Origin of the sequence: Nonomuraea sp. NPDC050310, from assembly GCF_040655795.1 — a bacterium.
Taxonomy (GTDB): Bacteria; Actinomycetota; Actinomycetes; order Streptosporangiales; family Streptosporangiaceae; genus Nonomuraea.
On the sequence record NZ_JBFAKP010000004.1, the window covers coordinates 364,652 to 384,999 of the forward strand.

Annotated in this window: 17 protein-coding genes; 7 read left to right on the forward strand and 10 right to left on the reverse strand. The window is 72.7% G+C overall.

The window, feature by feature from the left end:
* The 6 genes from AB0I67_RS14855 to AB0I67_RS14880 are packed head-to-tail and all read right to left on the reverse strand — an operon-like array spanning window position 1 to window position 6,384.
* Window positions 1-900, reverse strand: a complete 900-nt coding sequence (locus AB0I67_RS14855) for a sulfotransferase (protein ID WP_357923210.1) — start codon at window positions 898-900, stop codon at window positions 1-3.
* Entirely contained in the window at window positions 897-2,135 is a 1,239-nt protein-coding gene (locus AB0I67_RS14860) for a lipopolysaccharide biosynthesis protein (RefSeq protein ID WP_357923212.1), read from the reverse strand. The genes AB0I67_RS14855 and AB0I67_RS14860 overlap by 4 nt, the downstream gene beginning before the upstream one ends.
* A complete protein-coding gene (locus tag AB0I67_RS14865) occupies window positions 2,126-2,968 on the reverse strand; it encodes a sulfotransferase domain-containing protein (protein WP_357923327.1) in 843 nt (280 codons plus the stop codon). Before AB0I67_RS14865 ends, AB0I67_RS14860 begins: the two co-directional genes overlap by 10 nt.
* A 43-nt stretch (window positions 2,969-3,011) precedes the next feature.
* Window positions 3,012-3,911 carry a hypothetical protein gene (locus AB0I67_RS14870; RefSeq protein ID WP_357923214.1) on the reverse strand — a complete coding sequence of 300 codons (900 nt, stop codon included), beginning with the start codon at window positions 3,909-3,911 and terminating at the stop codon, window positions 3,012-3,014.
* Complete coding sequence (locus AB0I67_RS14875; RefSeq protein ID WP_357923216.1) at window positions 3,905-5,176, reverse strand: hypothetical protein; 1,272 nt, start codon at window positions 5,174-5,176, stop codon at window positions 3,905-3,907. Before AB0I67_RS14875 ends, AB0I67_RS14870 begins: the two co-directional genes overlap by 7 nt.
* Window positions 5,173-6,384 carry a Wzz/FepE/Etk N-terminal domain-containing protein gene (locus AB0I67_RS14880; RefSeq protein ID WP_357923218.1) on the reverse strand — a complete coding sequence of 404 codons (1,212 nt, stop codon included), beginning with the start codon at window positions 6,382-6,384 and terminating at the stop codon, window positions 5,173-5,175. The genes AB0I67_RS14875 and AB0I67_RS14880 overlap by 4 nt, the downstream gene beginning before the upstream one ends.
* A gap of 224 nt (window positions 6,385-6,608) precedes the next feature.
* Here AB0I67_RS14880 and AB0I67_RS14885 point away from each other — a divergent pair, with 224 nt between their 5' ends.
* The gene (locus AB0I67_RS14885) at window positions 6,609-7,622 is read left to right on the forward strand and encodes a hypothetical protein (protein WP_357923220.1); all 1,014 of its coding nucleotides are present in this window, start codon (window positions 6,609-6,611) and stop codon (window positions 7,620-7,622) included.
* Here the strand turns inward: AB0I67_RS14885 and AB0I67_RS14890 are convergent.
* Window positions 7,543-8,454: a sulfite exporter TauE/SafE family protein gene (locus AB0I67_RS14890; RefSeq protein ID WP_357923222.1), complete on the reverse strand. Its 912-nt coding sequence runs from the start codon at window positions 8,452-8,454 to the stop codon at window positions 7,543-7,545. The genes AB0I67_RS14885 and AB0I67_RS14890 overlap by 80 nt on opposite strands.
* On the reverse strand, window positions 8,451-9,653 hold the full coding sequence (gene cysC, locus AB0I67_RS14895) for an adenylyl-sulfate kinase (protein WP_357923224.1): 1,203 nt from the start codon (window positions 9,651-9,653) through the stop codon (window positions 8,451-8,453). The genes AB0I67_RS14890 and cysC overlap by 4 nt, the downstream gene beginning before the upstream one ends.
* 128 nt (window positions 9,654-9,781) lie before the next feature.
* Here cysC and AB0I67_RS14900 point away from each other — a divergent pair, with 128 nt between their 5' ends.
* On the forward strand, window positions 9,782-10,291 hold the full coding sequence (locus AB0I67_RS14900; protein ID WP_357923226.1) for a SigE family RNA polymerase sigma factor: 510 nt from the start codon (window positions 9,782-9,784) through the stop codon (window positions 10,289-10,291).
* Window positions 10,288-11,493, forward strand: a complete 1,206-nt coding sequence (locus tag AB0I67_RS14905; RefSeq protein ID WP_357923228.1) for a hypothetical protein — start codon at window positions 10,288-10,290, stop codon at window positions 11,491-11,493. The genes AB0I67_RS14900 and AB0I67_RS14905 overlap by 4 nt, the downstream gene beginning before the upstream one ends.
* On the opposite strand, the gene AB0I67_RS14910 is transcribed toward AB0I67_RS14905, so the two are convergent.
* Entirely contained in the window at window positions 11,490-12,197 is a 708-nt protein-coding gene (locus tag AB0I67_RS14910; RefSeq protein WP_357923230.1) for a class I SAM-dependent methyltransferase, read from the reverse strand. The two genes, AB0I67_RS14905 and AB0I67_RS14910, sit on opposite strands and share 4 nt — an antisense overlap.
* Window positions 12,198-12,335: 138 nt before the next feature.
* On the opposite strand from AB0I67_RS14910, the gene mfd reads away from it, so the two are divergent.
* From mfd to AB0I67_RS14925, 3 genes are read left to right on the forward strand one after another with little or no spacing between them, the layout of a single operon-like run.
* Complete coding sequence (mfd, locus tag AB0I67_RS14915; protein WP_357923232.1) at window positions 12,336-15,824, forward strand: transcription-repair coupling factor; 3,489 nt, start codon at window positions 12,336-12,338, stop codon at window positions 15,822-15,824.
* 31 nt (window positions 15,825-15,855) lie between these two features.
* Complete coding sequence (locus tag AB0I67_RS14920; protein ID WP_357923234.1) at window positions 15,856-16,473, forward strand: SurA N-terminal domain-containing protein; 618 nt, start codon at window positions 15,856-15,858, stop codon at window positions 16,471-16,473.
* A gap of 1 nt (window position 16,474) precedes the next feature.
* On the forward strand, window positions 16,475-17,389 hold the full coding sequence (locus AB0I67_RS14925) for a MazG family protein (RefSeq protein WP_357923236.1): 915 nt from the start codon (window positions 16,475-16,477) through the stop codon (window positions 17,387-17,389).
* 3 nt (window positions 17,390-17,392) lie between these two features.
* Here the strand turns inward: AB0I67_RS14925 and AB0I67_RS14930 are convergent, their stop codons facing one another.
* The gene (locus AB0I67_RS14930; protein WP_357923238.1) at window positions 17,393-18,214 is read right to left on the reverse strand and encodes an alpha/beta hydrolase; all 822 of its coding nucleotides are present in this window, start codon (window positions 18,212-18,214) and stop codon (window positions 17,393-17,395) included.
* Between the two features lie 141 nt (window positions 18,215-18,355).
* On the opposite strand from AB0I67_RS14930, the gene AB0I67_RS14935 reads away from it, so the two are divergent.
* A complete protein-coding gene (locus AB0I67_RS14935; RefSeq protein WP_357923240.1) occupies window positions 18,356-20,323 on the forward strand; it encodes a serine/threonine-protein kinase in 1,968 nt (655 codons plus the stop codon).
* Window positions 20,324-20,348 lie beyond the last annotated feature (25 nt).

A 20,348-nucleotide genomic window follows, 5' to 3' on the forward strand; every position in this document is an offset into this window, starting at 1 on the left:
CTAGGTGTGGACGGGGCCGGCCAGGTCGCGGATGCGGGCCACCTCGTCCGGGGTGAGCCCGCGGGCGCCGGAACGCAGGGCCTGGCGCGAGTCCATCGGCCGGAACCCGGTGCGCGACAGGCCCGACCAGGCGAACCCGGGACCGGCCCCGGCCGGGGTGGTGCAGGCGCGGGTGATCCGGCGCCGCGCCCGAGGGCTCCAGGTCAGCCCCGCGTAGTGGTAGAGCTCCATGAACCCGGCGATCGGCGAGGCCGCCAGCGCCTCGTAGCCGACCACCCGGATGCCGGGCGTCGCCCCCAGCACCTGCCGGGCGAAGCGCCACAACGCCACCGCCTTGGCGATGCGGTCCCCGGAGCCGGCCAGCGCGCGCAGCTCCAGCACGCTCGGGTGGTCGCGCACCAGGAGCGGCTGGTCGAGCAGCTCGTGGAAGTGGACCGTCCAGCCCAGCCGCTGCCAGCTCGCCACGAACGAGACCGGGTCGCGGACCAGGGCGATCACCTTGCAGCCCAGTTCGGTGGCGAACCAGCCGGCCGACAGGACCGCGAACGGGTCGTCCAGCAGGGCCCGCCGGCCGGTCAGCCTGCCGTACAGGAAGGCTCCGCCGTACCGGGCCAGCCGCCCGAGGTCGTACGGCGAGCGGTTGGCCCGCAGCTCGGCCAGGAAGCCGTACCGCAGGGCCACGGTGTCACGGAAGGCGGGCAGGAAGGCCGCGCTGTTCCCGTCGCAGATGTACTGGAACCGATGCGTGACCGAGGCCCGCAACACGCCGGGGCAGCGGCCCGGCGGATGTTGCGGGTTGAGCGGCTCGTTGACGTAGATCAGCTCGCCGCCCGCGGCCAGCATGCGCCCGGTCCAGCTCGTGCCGCTCCGCGGCAGGCCGGTGACCAGCACGGGCGTCATGTGAGGGCCCATTCGCGCACCCGCAGCGTGTGCCGCCCGAAGGGCCGCAGGCCGTAGCGCTGGTGGAGCTGCCACAGCGGCAGCAGGTTCTTGACCAGCACGCCGCCCGACCAGCCGACGGCCGCGCCGAACGCGCCGTGGGCGGGGATGAGCGCCACGTCGAGCGCGACCGTCACCGCCAGGGCGCACAGCAGGTTGCGCAGGCTCGCGGCGGTGTGCCCGGCGGCGGTCAGCACCACGTCGACCATGCCGCAGGCGGTGGAGATCATCATGGTGGCCGAGAGCACCAGCGCGATCGGGATCGCCGCGTCGTAGCCCGCGCCGAAGATCCGCATCAGCCACGGCGCGACCGCGGCGTACCCCAGCCAGACCGGCCAGGTGAGCAGCACCAGCCACATCGTGGTGGTCTGGTAGAGCTCACGCGCCCGCGGCAGGTCGCCCGCGGCCATCGCCCGGACCAGCCGCGGCTGGGCCGCCTGCGCCAGCCCCTGGTTGGCGAGCTGCCCCACGACCCGGAACCTGGTCGCCGCCGCGTAGACCGCGGCCTGCGCCGGCCCGCCAAGCACGGCCACGATCACCAGGTCGAGCCGCTGGAAGACGGCCTGGATCGCCCCGGCCACGGCCCGCGGCCCGGTGTGCCGCCACAGGTCGCGCCCGGTGCCGGGCAGGTAGGGCGTGTGCGGCATCCGCCCGCGCAGGGCGGCCATGGCCAGCACGAGCACCACGCCGTACGGCACCGCCCACGCCACCGGCATCAGCGAGACCGCGCCCCACGCCGCGGCGCTGACCAGCACGAGCTGTGCGAAGGGCAGCAGCAGCCCGTCGCAGAGCACGGTCGGCCGCATGCTGCCGAAGCCCCGCGTCGCGGCGAGCAGGATGTCGGCGGCCACCATGACCGGCACGGCGTAGGCGAGCGGCCCCAGCACCGGCTCGAACAGCACCCCGGCGAGCACCGCCAGCACCACCGAGGGCACCAGCGCCGCCCGCAGGTAACCCGAGATGCCGCGGTACCCGTAGGTCTCGGCCCGGGAGATGAAGAAGATCAGCCCGTTGCCCGCGTCCAGCCGGCAGATCCCGGCGGTCATGAGCGCCAGCGCCACCGCGGCGAGGAACGACCCGGCCTCCTCCAGGCTGGTGGTGCGGGTGACCACGACGACGAGCACGAACTGCGCGAGCGCGCCGGCCGCCGCGCCGGCCAGCCCGGCCAGCCCGGCGCGCGCGAGGCTCACCGCCACGACGGCTCACCGCCCAGCCAGCGCACGAGCTGGGTGTCGTAGACCTCGAAGTGGTCGAGCAACGCCTGCCGGGTCGAGGCGGGCAGCGGGCTCGGCCGCGGGCGGCTGTTGTGCCGCTCGAAGACCGGGTCGCCCATCCGGGGCACGCCCAGGAACTCCAGCACCCGCTCGTAGCTGCGCTCGGGTTGGGCGAAGAAGCGGTGGCTGTCCAGCACCAGGATGCGCTCGCGGCCGAAGAGCGGCTCCAGCCGGTCGAGCTGCTCGGCGTAGCGGCCACGCGCCAGGTAGGCGTGGTGGCGGTGCGAGTGGTGGACGGCGTGCGGCTCCTCGCGCAGCAGCCGCTCGGCCCCGGCCAGCCGCTTGGCCTCCAGCTCGACGGCGTACTCGAAGCTCGACTCGGTCTCGTAGCCGCGGGCCAGCTCGTGGGCGTGCGCGGAGTAGGCCCGCTCGACCGGGTCGCGCACGAGCACGATCAGCTTGACGCCGGGCAGGTCGTGCGCGATGCGGCGGCCGGCCAATGGGTGGAACAGGTAGTACGGGGACGACTCGAAGGGCAGGGGGCGCCTGCCGTACCGGCGGCGGATCAGCGCCGCGCCGACGGTCAGCGGGAAGTGGCCGCGGTACCAGTCGAGGCCGCGCTCGTAGCCGGTGTCGAAGTAGTGCACGCCCTTGTGCAGCACCGGCTTGAGCAGCAGCGGGTGCTGGGCCAGCGCGCGGTAGAGCGAGGTGGTGCCGCACCGCTGCGCGCCCACGATGAGGAAGCCGGGCAGGACGCGGCCGGCGGCGGTGAGCCGCCCCGCCGCGCGCGACACCGACAGGACCGACCGCTTCATCGCGTTCACGGCGACGCCTCCGAAGTCGACCGCTTCATCGCGTTCACAGCAGTGCCTCCTGGTGGTCGACGAGCGGGTTGAGCCAGCGGTCCGGCGGGCCGAGAGGCTCGTGGCCGTCGGCGGCGTGCCGTCCGGCGAGTGTGATCAGGTAGGCGAGCGCGGTCCGGCGGGCCTCGGCGGCGCTGAGGCCGAACGGCTCCAGCGTGCGCAGCGCCCCGGCCAGGCAGGCACGTGCCGCGGTGGCCGGGTCCATCCGGCGCAGGCAGCGCTGGAAGTGGTGATGGAGCGCGTCGAAGCCGAGCGGCACGCCCAGCTCGTACCGTTCCCAGTCCCAGACCAGCAGCCGCCCGTCGGCCGAGGGCGCGACGTTCCACGGCGACAGGTCGCCGTGCCAGGCCCCAGGGCCGGTCGAGGCGATCTCGGCGACCGCCTCGGCGAGCAGCCCGGGAGGCACCCGGCCCGGCCGGACGGGCAGCGGCGCGAGCGCCAGGACCGCCTGCCCGCGCCAGGTGCCGTGGTGCAGCACGGCCGGCGGCACCACGGTCTTGAGCGGCAGGTCGGCCAGCCGCGCCAGCGTGGCGGCCTCGGCGTCGACCAGCGCCCGCGTCTGCGGCGTGTCGCCGATCTTGACGTAGGCGACCAGTCCGGAGGCGTCGTGCGCCTCCAGGATCGGCTTGCGGTTGGCCCGCCGGGCAGGGCGGACCAGCAGGACCGCGCGCACCGGCGTGCCGAGCACCTCGCTCAGGTGGCTCTCGATCGACCACTCGACGGGCAGGTCGACCCGCGGCCCGAGCGCCGCGTGCCACCACCGGCGCGGGGCCAGCCGGCGGGGGAGCACGGCGTGCGGCAGCACACTGTACGGCCGGCAAGCCCCCGGCCCGGGATAGAGCAGGCTGATCGTCTGGCGCAGGTAGCGCAGGCGGAGTCGGGCATCTGTCAGCATGGCGCCTGGTTCCTCCAGAGGAGGGCGAAGGAGATGAGGTACAGGCTGAGCGGGGTGACCAGGCCGTCGTAGACGAACATGTAGAGCAGCACCAGGAGCATGACGAGCACGCCCGCCAGGCCGATGGGACTGCGGTCCGTCCAGTGGCGGCGCACGGCGCCCAGGAAGAAGGCGACGTAGAGCGCGGCTCCGGTGAAGCCCTGCGTGATGAGCAGGTGCCAGAGCTGCCCGTCGCTGCCGAGCGGCGGGTGGGAGCACTGCGGGCACCACGGGGTCTTGCCCGTGGTGACCGAGCGGTGGTTGCCCAGGGCGTTGCGGGTGTTGCCGTAGCCGATCACCGGCGAGTGGGCGGCCGCCTGGATCGTCGCCGAGACGGTGAAGCCCCGGATGTCGTTGCTGTGCGGGTTGTCCAGCCGCTGGGCGACCAGCGGGGCCAGCGGGCTGAGCAGGAACACCGCCGCGCCCGCCCCGGCGGTCAGGCACAACGTCAGGCGGGTGCGGGGGACGCGCACGATCAGGTAGCAGACGGCCAGGCCGAGGCCGATCCACAGGCCCCGGTTGAGCGAGTACACGACCGGGATCGTGGCCAGCGCGAGCATGACCGCCGTGAAGGTTCTGCGGCGCGGCCCGCCGTACACCCACCAGCCGACCACGAACCAGATCAGCAGCACCGACAGGTTGCTGCCCCAGGCGTTGGCCCACTCGAAGGGGGCCTCCGGGCGGGGTGAGGCGTAGCCCAGGACCTTCTGGGTCTGGGCGGCGGTGGGGTGGATGAGGTTCTGCACGAAGGAGTTGCCGGCGAGCCAGTCCGGGAGCAGCCGTTCGACCGGCGAGGTGAAGGCGAAGCCCGGCAGCAGCACGCCGAGCAGGCCGCCGGCGACGGTGGTGCAGAACAGCACGCCGAGCATCCGGACCAGCCGGAGCTGCGGGAGCTCGCGTTCGGTGAGGTTGCCCAGGTACAGGACCATGACCAGCATGGCCAGGTAGAGCGACAGCCGCATCAGGTAGCCGACGACGCGGCCGGTGCCGAGCTCGCCGTAGGTGCCGGGCGGCAGCTCGCCCAGCATGAGCGCGCTGATCAGGTAGCCGGCCAGCAGCAGCGCCCACAGGCCGAAGCCTTTCGGCAGCCGGATCGGGCGTCGCCGCCACAGGATGACGGCCATGGGGACGGCCAGGACGACCACCGACAGCCCGCCGAAGCCGAGCGCCCACCAGAGCGGATAGCCGACCAGCAGGGCCGTGATCGGCCAGGCGGGCCCTTTCATGCCTGGTCCGTGACCACGGGGATCGGGGCGGTCTCGCCGGGGTGGCCCGACGGCCGCGGGGCGGCGGGCGTCTTCGCCGCGGAGCGGGTGATCACGCCGACGACGGGGACCTCGTGGCGGCGCAGGTGGCGGGCGGCGGCTGCGACGTCGGTGGCGGTGGCCCGCCGGAGCGTGACCAGCAGCACCGCGGCGTCGGCCAGCCCGAGGTCGTGCACGCTCGAACCGTCGAGCAGGGCGAACGGCAACGCGAAGGGCAGCACCGGCTGCTCGACCGGCTCGCGGGGTACGGCGCGGACCAGCAGCCGTTCGCCCCGGCAGGAGGCGATCAGCGAGGAGGCCGGCTCGTGCGGGTCCGGTGCGGGTGCCGACAGGTCGGCCAGTACGGCCAGCCCGGTGAGGCGCTCGACGTCGGCGGCGGTGCGTAGCCGGGTGTCGAGCCGGTCGCGCAGGTGCGCCAGCCCGGTCCCGGCCAGCAGCCCGGCCATGAGCCCGGTGCCCAGGTAGAGCGGGGGACTGGGCCGGCTCGGCGCGGCGGGCGGCTCGGCCGGGCTGATGACCGTGCCCGGCGTCACCGCGACCGTCTTCAGCGCGTCGTACCTGGTGGTCAGGACGGTGGCCTGCCGGCTGAGCACGGTCTGCCGGTGCAGGGCGAGGGTGCGCTCGGCGCTGCCTCTGGTGAGCTTGGCGAGCCCGGCGACCACCTCGGTCAGCGAGGCGTTGACCTGCTTGATCTTGGTGTAGAGCGCCTTGAGCTGCGCGTCGAGCGCGTCCTGGGCGTTCTCCTTGCGGTGGGCGAGGTAGGCCTTGGCGTAGGCCCGCGCGTGCGCGGCGGCGAGCGCCGGGTCGGGCCCGGTGACCGCGATCGACAGGATCGCGGAGTTGGGCGGCACGGTGACCTCGGGGCGGGCGAGCGTCGTGGTCCCGGCCAGCTCGGCGGCCTTGGCCGCGACGACCGCCGACTGCGCGATCTGTGCCTCGGTGTCCAGGTTGAGCGCCTCCCGCTGCCGGGCGGTGACCTGGTTGTTCTGCTCCTGGATCCCGCTCGGGCTGACCAGCACCTGCGTGGTCGCGGTGTAGGCCGGCGGCACGAGCTGCAGGGCCAGCGCCGAACCCAGCCCGCCCAGCAGCACGCAGGCGAGGAAGAGCAGCCTGCGCCTGCGGAACAGGGCGAGGTGCTCGGCCAGGTCCGTGCCGTGCGACGGGATCATGTAGGACTATTCCTTGTACAGTGCGTTGTCGAGTGACGACTCTGGGTCACTATAGGGTGGACCGACATTTCCCTGACTCAATACAGAAGATTTTCTCCGGTACGGCGAAGCGCCCTGGAGTACGTTGTCCCGATTTCCAGAATTTCGAGAATTCCGAGAAAGAGGTCCGGTTATTCATGCGGACAAAGGCTTATTTCCGGACAATAGCCTGCATTCTTGCGGCGGTGATTCCGGCCACCGCCTGCTCGGGCGCCCGTGGTGCGGCTCCGACCGCCACCGCCGCCCGCCCTACCGTGACCCCTCAGTCATGCGTCGCGACCGCCAAGCTGATCCCCTCCTGCGGCGCCTGGTGGGGTGTGGCGCCGGAGGTCTTCACCGGCCTGCGCCCGCGCCGCGCCCTCGAACGCGCCGAGCGGCGGATGGGCCGCAGCGCCGACATCCTGCACGTCTACCACCGGGGCAGCGAGCTCTTCCCCACCGCTCAGGAGATCGAGCTGGCCCGTGACCCGGAGACGCCGAGGCTGCTCCTGATCAACTGGAAGCCGTCCTTCGACCACACCTGGGCCGAGATCGCCGAGGGCGCGCTCGACAGCCGGATCGACCGGCTGGCCGCCCACCTGCGCACCCGCTTCCCCGAACGGTTCTTCCTCACCGTCCACCACGAGCCGGAGGACGACGTCTCGCCGGCCGAGGGCTCGGGCATGACCGCCGACGACTACGCCGCGATGTTCCGGCACGTCGTGCTCCGGCTGCGCGAGCGCGGCGTGCGCAACGCGGTGACGGTGATGACCTACATGGGCGCGCCCAACTGGGCCTCGCAGTCGTGGTTCGAGCGGCTCTACCCCGGTGACGACGTGGTCGACTGGGTGGCGATGGACCCCTACGCCGACGCGCGGGTCGCCGACTTCAGCGGCCTGGTGAACAAGACGCGCCGGGAGTACGCCCAGTGGCCGGGCTTCTACCGGTGGATGCAGCGCCGCTTCCCGGGCAAGCCGATCATGGTCGCCGAGTGGGGCGTCTTCGAGCGGCCGGGGCAGCCCGACTTCAAGCCGGCCTTCTTCGACTCCGTGCGGGCTCAGCTCGGCGGCTACCCGCAGATCAAGGCGCTGGTCTACTTCGACTCGCCGCGCGCGCCGCGGGGCGACACGCGCTTCGACGTCACTCCGCGGGCGGCTGAGGCGTTCGCGAGGCTGGCACGAGATCGGCGTTTCCACGCGACGCCGGTGCCCCGCCCTTGAGACGCCAGACCAGCACGCCGACCGGCACCGCCGCGGCCAGGATCCACAGGGTGGCGGTGTTGCCGACGCCGAGCAGTTTCAGCGCCGAGGCCAGCAGCACGTAGGCCAGCAGCGCGCGGATCACCCCGGCGGGGGCCCAGGCCGACAGCCGGGCGCCCAGGTAGACGCCGGGGATCGAGCCGATCAGCAACGACACGGTGAGATCCAGCCGGAAGTCGCCGAAGAACAGGTGGCCCAGGGCGGCCGAGGTGACCAGCGGGACGGCCTGCACCAGGTCGGTGCCGACCAGCTCGTTGGCCCTGAGCACGGGGTAGAGCGCCAGCAGCGCCACGATGATCAGCGAGCCGGACCCGACGGAGGAGACCCCGACCACCAGCCCGCCGACCAGGCCGACCAGGACGGTAGGGACAGGGCGCACGGAGATCTCCCGGGCGCCGACCGAGCCGCCCCGGTCGCCGAACAGCGTCTTGAGCACCAGCCCGGCCACGGCCAGCAGCAGCGCCACGCCGAGCGCCGACTTGACCGCCCCCTGCACCGCCGCGCCCTCGCCGAAGGCGCGGATGAGGAAGACCCCACAGAAGGCGGCCGGCACCGACCCGACGCACAGCCAGGCCACCAGGCGCAGGTTGACCGTCCCGCGGCGCAGGTGGACCATCCCGCCCACCGGCTTCATCACGGCCGAGGTCACCAGGTCGCTGGAGACCGCGGCCAGCGGCGGCACGTTGAAGAAGAGCATCATCATGGGCGTCATCAACGCGCCTCCGCCCATCCCGGTCAGCCCCACGACGATGGCGACCAGGAAGGAACCGGCGACGAGCGGGAAATCGATCAACGTATCCAGCCTCCGCTGCGCAGGGCGCCGAGCACGCGGGCGACCGCGCTCTCGACCGGGACGTGCGTGGTGTCGATGACCAGGTCGGCGTCGTCCGGCTCCTCGTAGGGGTCGGACACGCCGGTGAACTCGGGGATCAGGCCGGCGCGGGCCTTGGCGTACAGGCCCTTGCGGTCGCGGCGCTCGCACTCCTCCAGCGGGGTCGAGACGTGCACCAGCAGGAAGTCGGCGCCGACCGCCTCGACCTGCTCGCGCACCTCCTCGCGGGTCGCGGCGTAGGGCGCGATCGGCGCGCAGATGGCCAGCCCGCCGTGCCGCGCCACCTCGGCGGCGACGAAGCCGATGCGCCGGATGTTGGCGTCGCGGTCCTCGCGGGAGAAGGTCAGGCCCTTCGACAGGAGCTGCCGCACCACGTCGCCGTCGAGGTAGGTCAGCTTGCGCGAGCCCTCCTCCAGCAGGGCGTCGCGCAGGCCGCGGGCGATGGTGGACTTGCCCGAGCCGGACAGGCCGGTGAAGAAGACCACCAGGCCGCGGCGGTGCGGCGGGCCGGGCAGGACGATCGGCTCGGGGCCGGGCAGGTGCTCGGTGGCGCCGTAGTTCTCCGCGACGTACTCGCGCAGCTCCAGGTCGATCTCCGGGTCCTCGCGGGGGGCCAGCGGCACCGCGACCACGGTGGCGTCGAGCTCCTTGGCCGACTTCAGCGCCGCCCGGACGATCGCGGGGCCGGCTTCGCCGTACACCAGGGGGAGCAGCAGGATCGCGGCGTCGAGCTCCTGCGCGGTGGCCCGGATCTCCGTCAGCGAGTCCAGGGGGCCGCGCATGGTGACCGCCAGCGCGGGCCGGCCGCCGAGCTCCTTGACGACCTCCGCGGGCGTACGGCGCAGCCGCGCGAACGGCCCGTGCTCGATCGGCCCCAGCGCCCTGACCTGCCCGGTGGCCACGGTGAGGACGGCCAGCGGCACGCCCTCGGGATCGAGCAGGGTGACCTCCTCGGTCCCGGACCCGGCGGCGAGGTGGTCGGGCAGGTGGATGGTGACCGGGGCGGGCCAGGGCGTGCCGTCGGGCAGAGCGCCGGTCTCGGCGACCGCGTGCGCCTCGTCGTGGCCCATGAACCCGGTCAACGGCTGGAAGGCGCCGGAGAGCAGCAGCTCCAGGTCGGCGAGCTCGTGCGCGTCGGGGGTCCACTCCGCGTGTGTCATCCAACTATTCCGATCGACTTGGTAGGAAACAACTGTAACCGCTGAGACAAGTCTTACGGAAGGCACGCATAGTCCGGCCGCACTTGGCGCGTCTGGGAGGGTGACAACAATCCCCGATGGAGGTGATCGTGGACGCCGCACAGGAGCGAGGCTTCCGCGAGTTCGTCTCGACGCGGTCCCCCGCGTTGATGCGCCTGGGCTACCTGCTGGCGGGCGGTGACCAGCACGCGGCGGAAGACCTGCTCCAGGCCGCGCTGGCCAAGCTCGCCGCCAAGTGGGCGCGGGTGGACAGCCCGGAGGCCTACGTCCGGCAGATCATGTACCGCCAGCAGGTGAGCTGGTGGCGGACGGCCGGCCGGCGCGGCGAGGTCGTCCAGGCCGAACCGCCCGAGCGCGCCCAGGAGGGCCCCGCGCACCGCAGCGAGCTGCGCATGGTGTTGCGCGCCGCGCTCTCCAAGCTCACCCCGCGCCAGCGGACCGTGCTGGTGCTGCGTTACTTCGAGGACCTCACCGACCAGCAGGTCGCCCGCGAGCTGGGCGTCTCCGTCGGCACCGTCCGCAGCACCGCGCACCGGTCGCTGGCCCGGCTGCGCGAGATCGCCCCAGAACTGGCCAAGGAACTGGAGACCGTGGCATGACCGACCTGCTTCGCGAGGGACTGGCCGAGTGGGCCGACGAGGCCAGGACGCCGCACGACCTGGCCGACCGGGCGCTGCGCGGGCGCCGGAGGAAGCCCGGGCGGTGGCTGGCCGTGGGGGCGGCGGTGGCGACCGCGGCGGCGCTGGTGGCCGTCTTCGTGCCGGAACGCGAGCCCGCCACCCCGGACCCGGCCGCCTCGGTCACCGTCGAGGTGACCTACCCGCCGAGACCGGCGGCCGAGACCGACGTCAGGACCGACACCGAGAACAACCCGCCGAAGAAGCTGATCGCGGCCGGGCAGTACGCCGTCTCGGCCTACTTCACCTACCAGGCCGGGGAGTCCAACGGCGACCCGGTCAAGCGCCGCTGGTCGCTGTACGACCCGCGCAGCGGCGGCTACGAGGACACCGGCTGGGCCTGGGTGGACGTCGCCCCGGGACTCCACTTGGCCGCCGTGCTGGAGGGCGACGGCCTCGGCCGCCGGGTCGGCCTCATGGACCTGACGACCAGGGAGGTCCTCCGGTGGATCGACCTGGAGCAGCCGGCCGGCTCGCTGGTGTGGTCGCCGGACGGCTCCCGGCTGCTGGCGACGACCTACTCGGAGTACCCCGACATGGTGCAGAAGGACGGTGAGCAGCACCCCGACGTGCACAAGCCGGTCAGGACCGGCTACTACCTGATCGACCCGGCGACCGGGAACGCCGAGCACCACGCGCTGCCGTCCATGGAGGACAGCAAGTTCGGCGACCCCGAGGGCAAGCCCTTCAACATGAACCGCCGCCAGGACCTCGGCTGGAGCCACGATGGCGCCCTGCTGTGGATGCCGACCGCCACCCAGCCCGCCAAGGTCTACCTCACCCTCGACGGCGCGCCCGCCGAGGCGCCGGACAAGGCCACCGCCGACTCCTACCGCAGCGAGCCGCGCTGGTCGCCGGACGGCACCAAGCTGCTGACCGGCGACGGCCTGCCCACCAAGGTCGTCGGCAGGGACGGCGCCGTCCTCGGCGAGCAGCGGCTCCTGCAGCAGTGGGCCTGGGCCGACGACGAGAACGTCATCGGCCTGGGCTGCTACCGGAAGTGCTCGAACGAGTTCCACAGCAGCCTGGTCATGACCAGCGTCGACGGCAAGAAGGTGACCGAGCTGTCGACCTACCAGAAGGGCGACGAAGGCCGCTGGTACCCCGTGCTGACGCGCCGCTAGATCAGCCGGGCGAAGTGGTTCTGCGGCTTGCGGATGACCATGGACAGCTCGTCGTGGGCCGAGGTGTAGCGGCCTCGGCTCATCCGGTCCACCAGGCCCACCGCCGCGGAACCCAGCCGGCCCATCGCCGGGCCGCCGGTGGTCCGCTCCTCGTCGGTGACCATGAGCCCGCGCGTCAGGCAGAAGGCGTGGATGCCGTCGCGTGAGGTCACCGGCTCGTAGCAGGCCGGCAGCGGGCCGGGCGTGCCGTCCATCACCACGTACGGCCAGGCCAGCCGCCGCGCCCAGCCGGGCACGACGCGGTCGCAGAAGCCGTAGGCCGAGCCGCGGTCGCGCATGCGCAGCAGCACCAGCCCGCCCGGGCGCAGCCCGTTGAGCATGCGGTCGAGCACGAGCTCGGTGTGCTGGATCCGCTCCAGCAGGAACGAGATGAGCACGACGTCGAAGGAGCGTGGCGGGATCGGCACCGACCGCAGGTCGCCGAGACTCCAGGCGTCGACGTCGTCGCTCCGTTCGAGCTGCTCGCGGACCGGCGCGAGGTCCTCGTCCACGGCGGTGACGCGCGCGTCGATCCGTTCGAGGTCGAGGCCGTGGCCGTACGCGCACCCGGCGTGGAGCACGTCGAGCCGCCGGCCCAGTTGCTCGGTCCACTGCTCGCGGATCCGCTGGCCGAAAAGATCCCCTGTCAGGCGCACCTCAGACATGTCACCCACAGTAGTCATTCGCTGTCGTTTCGTGCGGGATTTCTCGCTCCTGGGCGGCCACCGGATAGTCTGGGACACCAGAACCCCCGTGTCCGTCCTGGCCGGGGGTGGTCGTGTTGCCATCGTGGGGCTGTGGGCATGAGTCTTTCCGGTCTTCTTGATCTCGTCTCCGCCGACCAGAAACTGGCCGACGCGCTCGACGCGGGCGGGGACGCCGCGCTGATCGCGCCTGCCGCGCTGCGCCCGTTCGCGGTCGCGGCGCTCGCCGGGCGCGAGCGGCGCACGGTGCTGGCGGTCACCGCCACCGGACGCGAGGCGGAAGACCTCGCCTCCGCGCTGACCTCGCTGATCGATCCCGAGACCGTCGCGGTCTTCCCGGCCTGGGAGACCCTGCCGCACGAGCGGCTCTCCCCGCGCAGCGACACCGTCGGCCAGCGGCTGGCCGTGCTGCGGCGGCTGGCGCACCCGGTCGAGGGCGACCTGGCGGCCGGGCCGCTGACCGTGATCGTCGCGCCGGTGCGCGCGTTGCTGCAGCCGATCGTGAAGGGTCTGGGGGACCTCGAACCGATCCGGCTGCGCGCGGGCGACGACGCCGACCTCGACGACGTGGTCCAGCGGCTGGTGGAGAACGGCTACCACCGGGTGGACATGGTGGAGAAGCGCGGCGAGGTGGCCGTGCGCGGCGGGCTGCTCGACGTCTTCCCGCCGACCGAGGAGCACCCGCTGCGGCTGGAGTTCTGGGGCGACACCGTCGAGGAGATCCGCTGGTTCAAGGTGGCCGACCAGCGTTCGCTGGAGGTGGCGGTGGACGGGCTGTTCGCGCCGCCGTGCCGCGAGCTGCTGCTGACGCCTGCCGTACGGGAGCGGGCCCGTGAGCTGTCGCGCGAGCACCCGGCGCTGGCCGAGGTGCTCGACCAGCTCGCCGAGGGCTCGCCGGTGGAGGGCATGGAGGCCTTCGCGCCGGTGCTGGCGGGGGAGATGGACCTGCTGGTCGACCACCTGCCCAAGGAGTCGGCGGTGTTCGTCTGCGACCCCGAGCGCATCCGCGGGCGCGCCGAGGAGCTGGTCCGCACCTCGCAGGAGTTCCTGGAGGCGTCGTGGATCAACGCGGCGGCCGGCGGCGAGGCGCCCATCGACCTCGACGCGGCCGCGTTCCGTTCGCTGGAGGAGGTGCGCGAGCACGCCGACGCGCTGGGCCTGCCCTGGTGGTCGATCGCGCCCTTCGGCACCGGCGTCGAACTGGAGGCGCATGACAGCGAGGCCTACCGCGGCGACACGCGCAAGGCGCTGGAGGACATCAAGGGCTGGCTGGCCGAGCGCAAGGCGGTCGTCCTGCTCAGCGAGGGCCACGGGCCCGCCGAGCGCATGGTCGAGCTGCTGCGCGGCGTGGACGTGCCGGCGCGGCTGGAGGAGTCGATCGACCGCGCGCCCGAGGCGGGGATCGTGCACGTCGGCACCGGCCTGCTGGAGCACGGCTTCATCACGCCCGGCCTGGCGGTGCTGACCCACCTCGACCTGGTCGGCCAGAAGGCCTCGACCAAGGACATGCGCCGGCTGCCCTCGCGCCGCCGCAACATGGTGGACCCGCTGCAGCTCAAGGTGGGCGACTTCGTCGTGCACGAGCAGCACGGCGTGGGCCGCTACGTCGAGATGGTGCAGCGCACCGTGCAGGGCGCCACCCGCGAGTACCTGGTGATCGAGTACGCCAAGGGCGACCGGCTCTACGTGCCGACCGACCAGCTCGACGAGGTCACGCGCTACGTCGGCGGCGAGGCGCCCACGCTCAACCGCATGGGCGGCGCCGACTGGGCCAAGGCCAAGTCGCGGGCGAAGAAGGCGGTCAAGGAGATCGCGGGGGAGCTGATCCGGCTCTACAGCGCCCGGATGGCCTCGCCCGGTCACGCCTTCGCGCCCGACTCGCCCTGGCAGCGCGAGATGGAGGACGCCTTCCCCTACGCCGAGACCGGCGACCAGCTCGAGGCGATCGACGAGGTCAAGCGCGACATGGAGCGCCCGATCCCGATGGACCGGCTGATCTGCGGCGACGTGGGCTACGGCAAGACCGAGATCGCGGTGCGCGCGGCCTTCAAGGCGGTCCAGGACGGCAAGCAGGTCGCCGTGCTGGTGCCGACCACGCTGCTGGTGCAGCAGCACCTGTCCACCTTCAACGAGCGTTTCTCCAACTTCCCGGTGACCGTCAAGCCGGTCTCCCGCTTCCAGACCGACGCCGAGGTCAAGAACACGCTGGAGGAGCTGCGCGAGGGCAAGACCGACGTGGTGATCGGCACGCACCGGCTGCTCAACCCGGAGGTGCGCTTCAAGAACCTCGGGCTGATCATCATCGACGAGGAGCAGCGCTTCGGCGTCGAGCACAAGGAGGCGATGAAGCACCTGCGCACCCAGGTGGACGTGCTGGCGATGTCGGCCACGCCGATTCCGCGGACCCTGGAGATGGGCCTCACCGGAATTCGTGAAATGTCCACCATTCTCACGCCGCCGGAGGAGCGGCACCCGATTCTGACCTTTGTCGGGCCTTATGACGAAAAGCAGATCGCCGCAGCCATTCGCCGGGAATTGATGCGCGACGGGCAGATCTTTTTCGTGCACAACCGGGTCGCCTCGATCAACAAGGTGGCCTCCCGGCTGAAGGAACTCGTCCCCGAGGCGCGCATCGCCGTCGCGCACGGCCAGATGAACGAGCACCAGCTCGAACAGATCATGGTCGGCTTCTGGGAGCGCGAGTACGACCTGCTGGTCTCGACGACCATCGTCGAGTCGGGCCTCGACGTGCCCAACGCCAACACCCTCATCGTCGACCGGGCCGACAACTACGGCCTGTCCCAGCTCCACCAGCTCCGCGGCCGGGTCGGCCGGGGCCGCGAGCGCGGCTACGCCTACTTCCTCTACCCGCCCGAGCGCCCGCTGACCGAGACCGCGCACGAGCGCCTGGCCACCATCGCCCAGCACACCGAGATGGGCGCGGGCATGTACGTCGCGATGAAGGACCTGGAGATCCGCGGCGCCGGCAACGTGCTCGGCGCCGAGCAGTCCGGCTTCATCGCCGGCGTCGGCTTCGACCTCTACGTCCGGCTGATGGCTGAGGCGGTCCAGGAGCAGAAGGCCAAGCTCTCCGGCGAGAGCGAGCCGGAGGAGCGCCCCGACGTGCGGGTCGAGCTCCCGATCAACGCGCACATCCCGCACGACTACGTCACCTCGGAGCGGCTGCGCCTGGAGGCCTACAAGCGCATCGCGGCCATCGCCTCCGAGGAGGACATCGCCGCCGTGCGCGAGGAACTCACCGACCGGTACGGCAAGCCGCCCGTCCAGGTGGAGAACCTGCTGGCCGTGGCCAGGTTCCGGATCAACGCCCGCAGGGCCGGCCTGACCGACGTGGTGCTCCAGGGCGCCAACATCAAGTTCAGCCCGGTCGTGCTGAAGGAGTCGCAGCAGGTGCGCCTCCAGCGGCTGTACAAGAGCGCGATCCACAAGCAGGCCGCCGAGACCCTGCTCGTGCCGGTGCCCAAGACGAAACCGGTGGGCGGGCAGCCGCTGCGCGACCTGGATCTGCTCAAATGGTGCGGCGACCTGGTCGAGGCGATGTTCCTCGAGCCCGCACGGGTAAGCTAGCCGCGGTTTGTTCGGAAAGGGAACTCTTACCGTGAAGTCGATTCGTATGGCCGCTGCCGCGCTGACGGCCGGTATCGCGCTGACCGCCTGCTCCACGCCCGTCGAGGCCGGGGCCGCGGCCGTCGTCGGCAAGGAGCGCATCGCCGCCCAGGACCTCAACGCCAGGGTCCAGGAGCTGCAGACCGCGATGCAGACGGCCAAGATCAATCCCGCTGAGATCGGGATCCCCCTCAACCAGGCGGTGCTCTACCGCATGGTCGACAGCAGCCGCTCGCTCCAGGTCGCCGCCGCCAGCGGCGTCCAGGTCACCGAGGCGGAGATCGACCAGTTCGTGGCCGCGGCCGAGCAGCAGGCCCAGGGCATGTCGGTCAACGAGCAGCTCATGCGCAGCGCCGTGCCGCCGAGCATCGGCCGCACCTACCTGCGCAGCATCATCTCGGTGCAGAAGCTGATCCAGAAGTTCGGCGGCGGCACCGACCAGGCGGCGCAGGAGCGCGCCACCGAGCCGCTGGGCAAGGAGTTCCAGAAGTTCAAGGTGACCTACAACCCCCGCTATGGCGCCTTCGACGCCCAGCAGCAGGGCTTCGTGGACACCGGCCGCTTCGGCAAGCTCACCGCCACGACCCAGCCGCAGACCCCGCAGGGCTGACATGCCGCTCGTCGTCGTCGTCACCTCGCCCCGGGTCGCCCCCGGCCTGCTCAGCCACCGGGCCTGGCAGCTCCTGACCTCGGGGCCGGTGCTGACCGCGGTCGACGACCATCCGGCCCTGCCGTACCTGCGGGAGGCGGGGGTGGACCTCCAGGTCGTGACCCCCGACCCGGCGGCGACCGCGCGGCGGGCCGCCGGCGAGACCGTCGTCTGGCTCGACGCCGCCGAGGAGCTCATGCGCGCCTTCGGGCACGCCGCGCTGGCGCTCGACGAGCCGCCCGAGATCGAGGTCGTGCCCGGCTCCTACGACCTGCCCGGGGCGCGCGTGCTCGACCTGGTGTCGGTCATGGACCGGCTGCGCGCCGAGTGCCCGTGGGATCGCAAGCAGACCCACGCCTCGCTCGTGCCGTACCTCATCGAGGAGGCCTACGAGGTCCAGCACTCGGTGGAGATGGACGACCTCGACGGGCTGCGCGAGGAGCTCGGCGACGTGCTGCTGCAGGTGGCCTTCCACTCCCGGGTGGCCGAGCACTTCGACATCGACGACGTGGCCGCCGGGATCGTCGACAAGCTGGTCCGGCGGCACCCGCACGTCTTCGCCGACGTCCGGGCCGACACGGCCGACGACGTGAACGCCAACTGGGAGGCGATCAAGGCGGCCGAGCGGGCGGACAAGGACGTCTTCGACGGCGTGCCCACCGGCCAGCCCGCGCTCTCGCTCACCGCCCAGCTCATCAAGCGGGCCGAACGCTCCGGCGTGCCCGACTCGCTGGCCCACGCGGTCGGCCAGGGCGTGGCACGCGAGCTGTTCGACCTGGTCAGGCGCTGCCTGGAGGCCGGGCTCGACCCCGAGGCCGAGCTGCGGGCCGCGGCACTGACCTACCGCGACCGCGTGCTCAACTGGGAGTCGCGCTAGCCCTCAGCCGGCCAGCACCTTGCGCAGCGTCTGCGCGAAGTCGCCGGGGTGGGTGACGAAGCCGACGTGCTCGCCGGGGAAGACCGCCGGCTCGACGCCGAGCTGTTCGGCGAGCACGGTCGAGGTGCGGTGGGTCACCAGCGGGCCCGACTCCTCGCCGATCCCGACGACCACCCTGGCCGCGCCCGCGGCCACCGCCCGCAGGTCGGGCCGGTGGCTGACCGTGCCGCGCAGCTCGTGGTTGTAGAAACGGGCGGCCTCGGCCTCCTCCCTGGCCTGATCCTCCGGCGACTTCTCCTCGGGGTCGCCCATCACCATCTCCATCTGGTCGAGGTCGTAGCCGGCGTTGGCCATGAACGCGGCCATGGCCGCCCCGGCGCCCTCGCGGTGGAAGGTGTCGATGATGTGCTCGGTCGCCGCCCGCTGCTCGGCGGCGTCGGGGAGCAGCTCCAGCAGCGGCGGCTCGTGCGCGACCAGCACGCGGAGCCGGCCCGGGTGCCGCTCGGCCAGCGCGAGCCCGGTGACCGCGCCGCCGCTGCTGCCGAGGAAGTCGGCGGTGTCGGCGCCCAGCGCGTCGAGGATCGCCACGACGTCGTCGGCGCGCAGCTCGGGCGTGGTGTCCTGTTCCGGGTCGGTGACCGTGCTGCGGGAGACGCCGCGCGGGTCGAGGGTCACCACGGTGTGCTCGTCGGCCATCAGCTCGGCCAGCGCGGCGAAGGACGGGGCGTCCATCGGCGAGCCGGCCAGCACGAGGACCGGGCCGTTGCCGCGCACCTCGTAGCAGATCCGGGCGCCGGGGACGTCGAGATAGTTGACCGCTTCCATGTTGATCAATCCTCTTCCTGCAGAAGTTCGTCTGAAGGGGAGACCGCGGGGACACGCGGAACTCATCGGTGAGGTCGCGGAAATTTAGGAGGAATGTCAGGATCGTGCGCTGACTGATGCGGGACGAGGCGGGGGAGGCCCATGACGCGGGCGCGAGCGCTGGGGCGTGGCGAGCTGCGGGAGATCGCCGGCTACCGCCTCACCTCGGTGCTGGGCGACGGCGGCCAGGGCACCGTCTACCTGGGCCTGGCCCCAGACGGCGGCAAGGTCGCGGTGAAGGTCCTGCACGCCCGCCTGCTCGGCGACCGGCGGGCCGTGCGCCGCTTCCTCGCCGAGGCCGCCACCGCGGCCAGGATCGCCGGCTTCTGTACGGCCCGCGTCCTGGAGTCCGGGCTCGACGAGGAACGGCCCTACCTGGTCAGCGAGTACGTGGACGGGCCCTCGCTGGCCGAGCTGGTCACCGCCCGCGGGCCCCTGCGCGGCGGCGAGCTCGACCGGCTGGCCGTGGGCACCGCCACCGCCCTGGCCGCCATCCACGGCGCGGGGATCGTGCACCGCGACTTCAAGCCGGGCAACGTGCTGCTCGGGCCGGACGGGCCGCGGGTGATCGACTTCGGCATCGCCAGGACCGCCGACGCCGCCACCACCGGGACCAGCTCGATCATCGGGACGCCCGGGTACATGGCGCCCGAGCAGATCGCCGGGGAGCCGGCGAGCGCGGCCTCCGACCTGTTCGCCTGGGCGGCGACCATCGGGTACGCGGCCTCCGGGCGGTCGTTGTTCCACGGGGAGTCGATCCCCGCGGTCATGCACCGCATCCTCAACGCCTCGCCCGACCTGGCCGCGGTGCACGAGCCGTTGCGGTCGGTGCTGGAGGCCTGCCTGGACAAGGACCCGGCTCGGCGGCCCGACGCTCAGGAGGTCCTGGACCTGCTGCTGCGCCGTACCGGGGCTGGGCAGCACGCGGCGCCCCGCCCGCCGGCCGGGAAGCAACCGCCGGCCGGGAAACATTCGCCGGCCGGGAAGCATTCGTCGGCTGGGAAGCCGTCGGCGGGCGGGAAGCGGCGGGCGGGCGGGAAGCAGCCGACGGACGTGCGGCGGCCGGCGGGACGGCTGACCCGGCGCGGCTGGACCGTGCTCGCCGCCTCGCTGGCCGCCGCCATGCTCGCCGGGACGTTCCTGTGGCGCGAGCAGACGCTGACCACGTCCCCGGTGGTACGGCCCGGCGCCCAGACCCCGATCACGCAGCCCTCTGCCTCCCAGCCCCAGACGAGCACCGGGCGGGTGTTCGGCTCCTCCGGCCTGACCGCGCACGCGCTCGGCGTGGCGGAGGTGGACGGCAAGCCGCTCGTGGTCGTCCCCGACGAGACCAAGGAAGTCGTCGAGCTGTGGGACCCGGACGCCGGATCCCTGTGGGAGGACCTGCCGCTCAGCCCCGCCCGGCAGGTCGTGACCGTCGCCGCGGGCCCGGTGACGACCGAGGCGGGCGACGACACCGTCACCGCCTGGACGGACGAGACCGGCACCCTGCGCACCTACTTCAGCCGAGCCGACCGCAGCGGGCCGTTCTACCACTGCGGCGGCGGGCCCGCCCGGCTCGCCCTCGCCGGATCCTCGGTCTACGCCGGCTGCGCCGACGGCAGGATCATCGAGACCGACCTGCTCGGCCGGCGCGCGCCGAAGGTGCGGCACACGGTGAAGGGCCGCATCCTCACCCTCGGGTGGGACGGCGAGCAGATCGTGGCCGGCACCGACCTCGGCGAGGTGCGACGGGGCCCGGAAACCACCGTGCTGCCGGAACCGGTGCACGCGGTGACCGTGCTGGAGGGCGGGCGGCTCTCGGTGACCACCGAGACGCGCACCCAGACCTACTCGGCCGACTTCCTGGCCGTGGGCGAACCGGTCGAAGCCGGCGGGCCCCTGGTCGTGACCGCCGGGGACGGGACGGTCGTGGACGGCAGGCGCGGGCTGGTCGTGCACTCGCCCGACGGCCGCACCCGGCGGCTCCTCGCCGCCGGGCACAAGATCACCGCAGTGGCCGCCGGGCTGGACCTCGTCGCCGTGGCGGTCGACGGAGGCCGCGTCAGGACCTGGACGCTGGGGCGGTAGCCGTACCAGCAAGTAGACCTCGATA

What these genes read in the sequence shown, in the direction of transcription:
- AB0I67_RS14855 (WP_357923210.1), bottom strand. Translation starts at nt 900, where the DNA reads ATGACGCCCGTGCTGGTCACCGGCCTGCCGCGGAGCGGCACGAGCTGG.
- AB0I67_RS14865 (WP_357923327.1), bottom strand. Translation starts at nt 2,968, where the DNA reads ATGAAGCGGTCGGTCCTGTCGGTGTCGCGCGCGGCGGGGCGGCTCACC.
- AB0I67_RS14870 (WP_357923214.1), bottom strand. Translation starts at nt 3,911, where the DNA reads ATGCTGACAGATGCCCGACTCCGCCTGCGCTACCTGCGCCAGACGATC.
- AB0I67_RS14875 (WP_357923216.1), bottom strand. Translation starts at nt 5,176, where the DNA reads ATGAAAGGGCCCGCCTGGCCGATCACGGCCCTGCTGGTCGGCTATCCG.
- AB0I67_RS14880 (WP_357923218.1), bottom strand. Translation starts at nt 6,384, where the DNA reads ATGATCCCGTCGCACGGCACGGACCTGGCCGAGCACCTCGCCCTGTTC.
- cysC (WP_357923224.1), bottom strand. Translation starts at nt 9,653, where the DNA reads ATGACACACGCGGAGTGGACCCCCGACGCGCACGAGCTCGCCGACCTG.
- AB0I67_RS14905 (WP_357923228.1), top strand. Translation starts at nt 10,288, where the DNA reads ATGACCGACCTGCTTCGCGAGGGACTGGCCGAGTGGGCCGACGAGGCC.
- AB0I67_RS14910 (WP_357923230.1), bottom strand. Translation starts at nt 12,197, where the DNA reads ATGTCTGAGGTGCGCCTGACAGGGGATCTTTTCGGCCAGCGGATCCGC.
- mfd (WP_357923232.1), top strand. Translation starts at nt 12,336, where the DNA reads ATGAGTCTTTCCGGTCTTCTTGATCTCGTCTCCGCCGACCAGAAACTG.
- AB0I67_RS14925 (WP_357923236.1), top strand. Translation starts at nt 16,475, where the DNA reads ATGCCGCTCGTCGTCGTCGTCACCTCGCCCCGGGTCGCCCCCGGCCTG.
- AB0I67_RS14930 (WP_357923238.1), bottom strand. Translation starts at nt 18,214, where the DNA reads ATGGAAGCGGTCAACTATCTCGACGTCCCCGGCGCCCGGATCTGCTAC.
- AB0I67_RS14935 (WP_357923240.1), top strand. Translation starts at nt 18,356, where the DNA reads ATGACGCGGGCGCGAGCGCTGGGGCGTGGCGAGCTGCGGGAGATCGCC.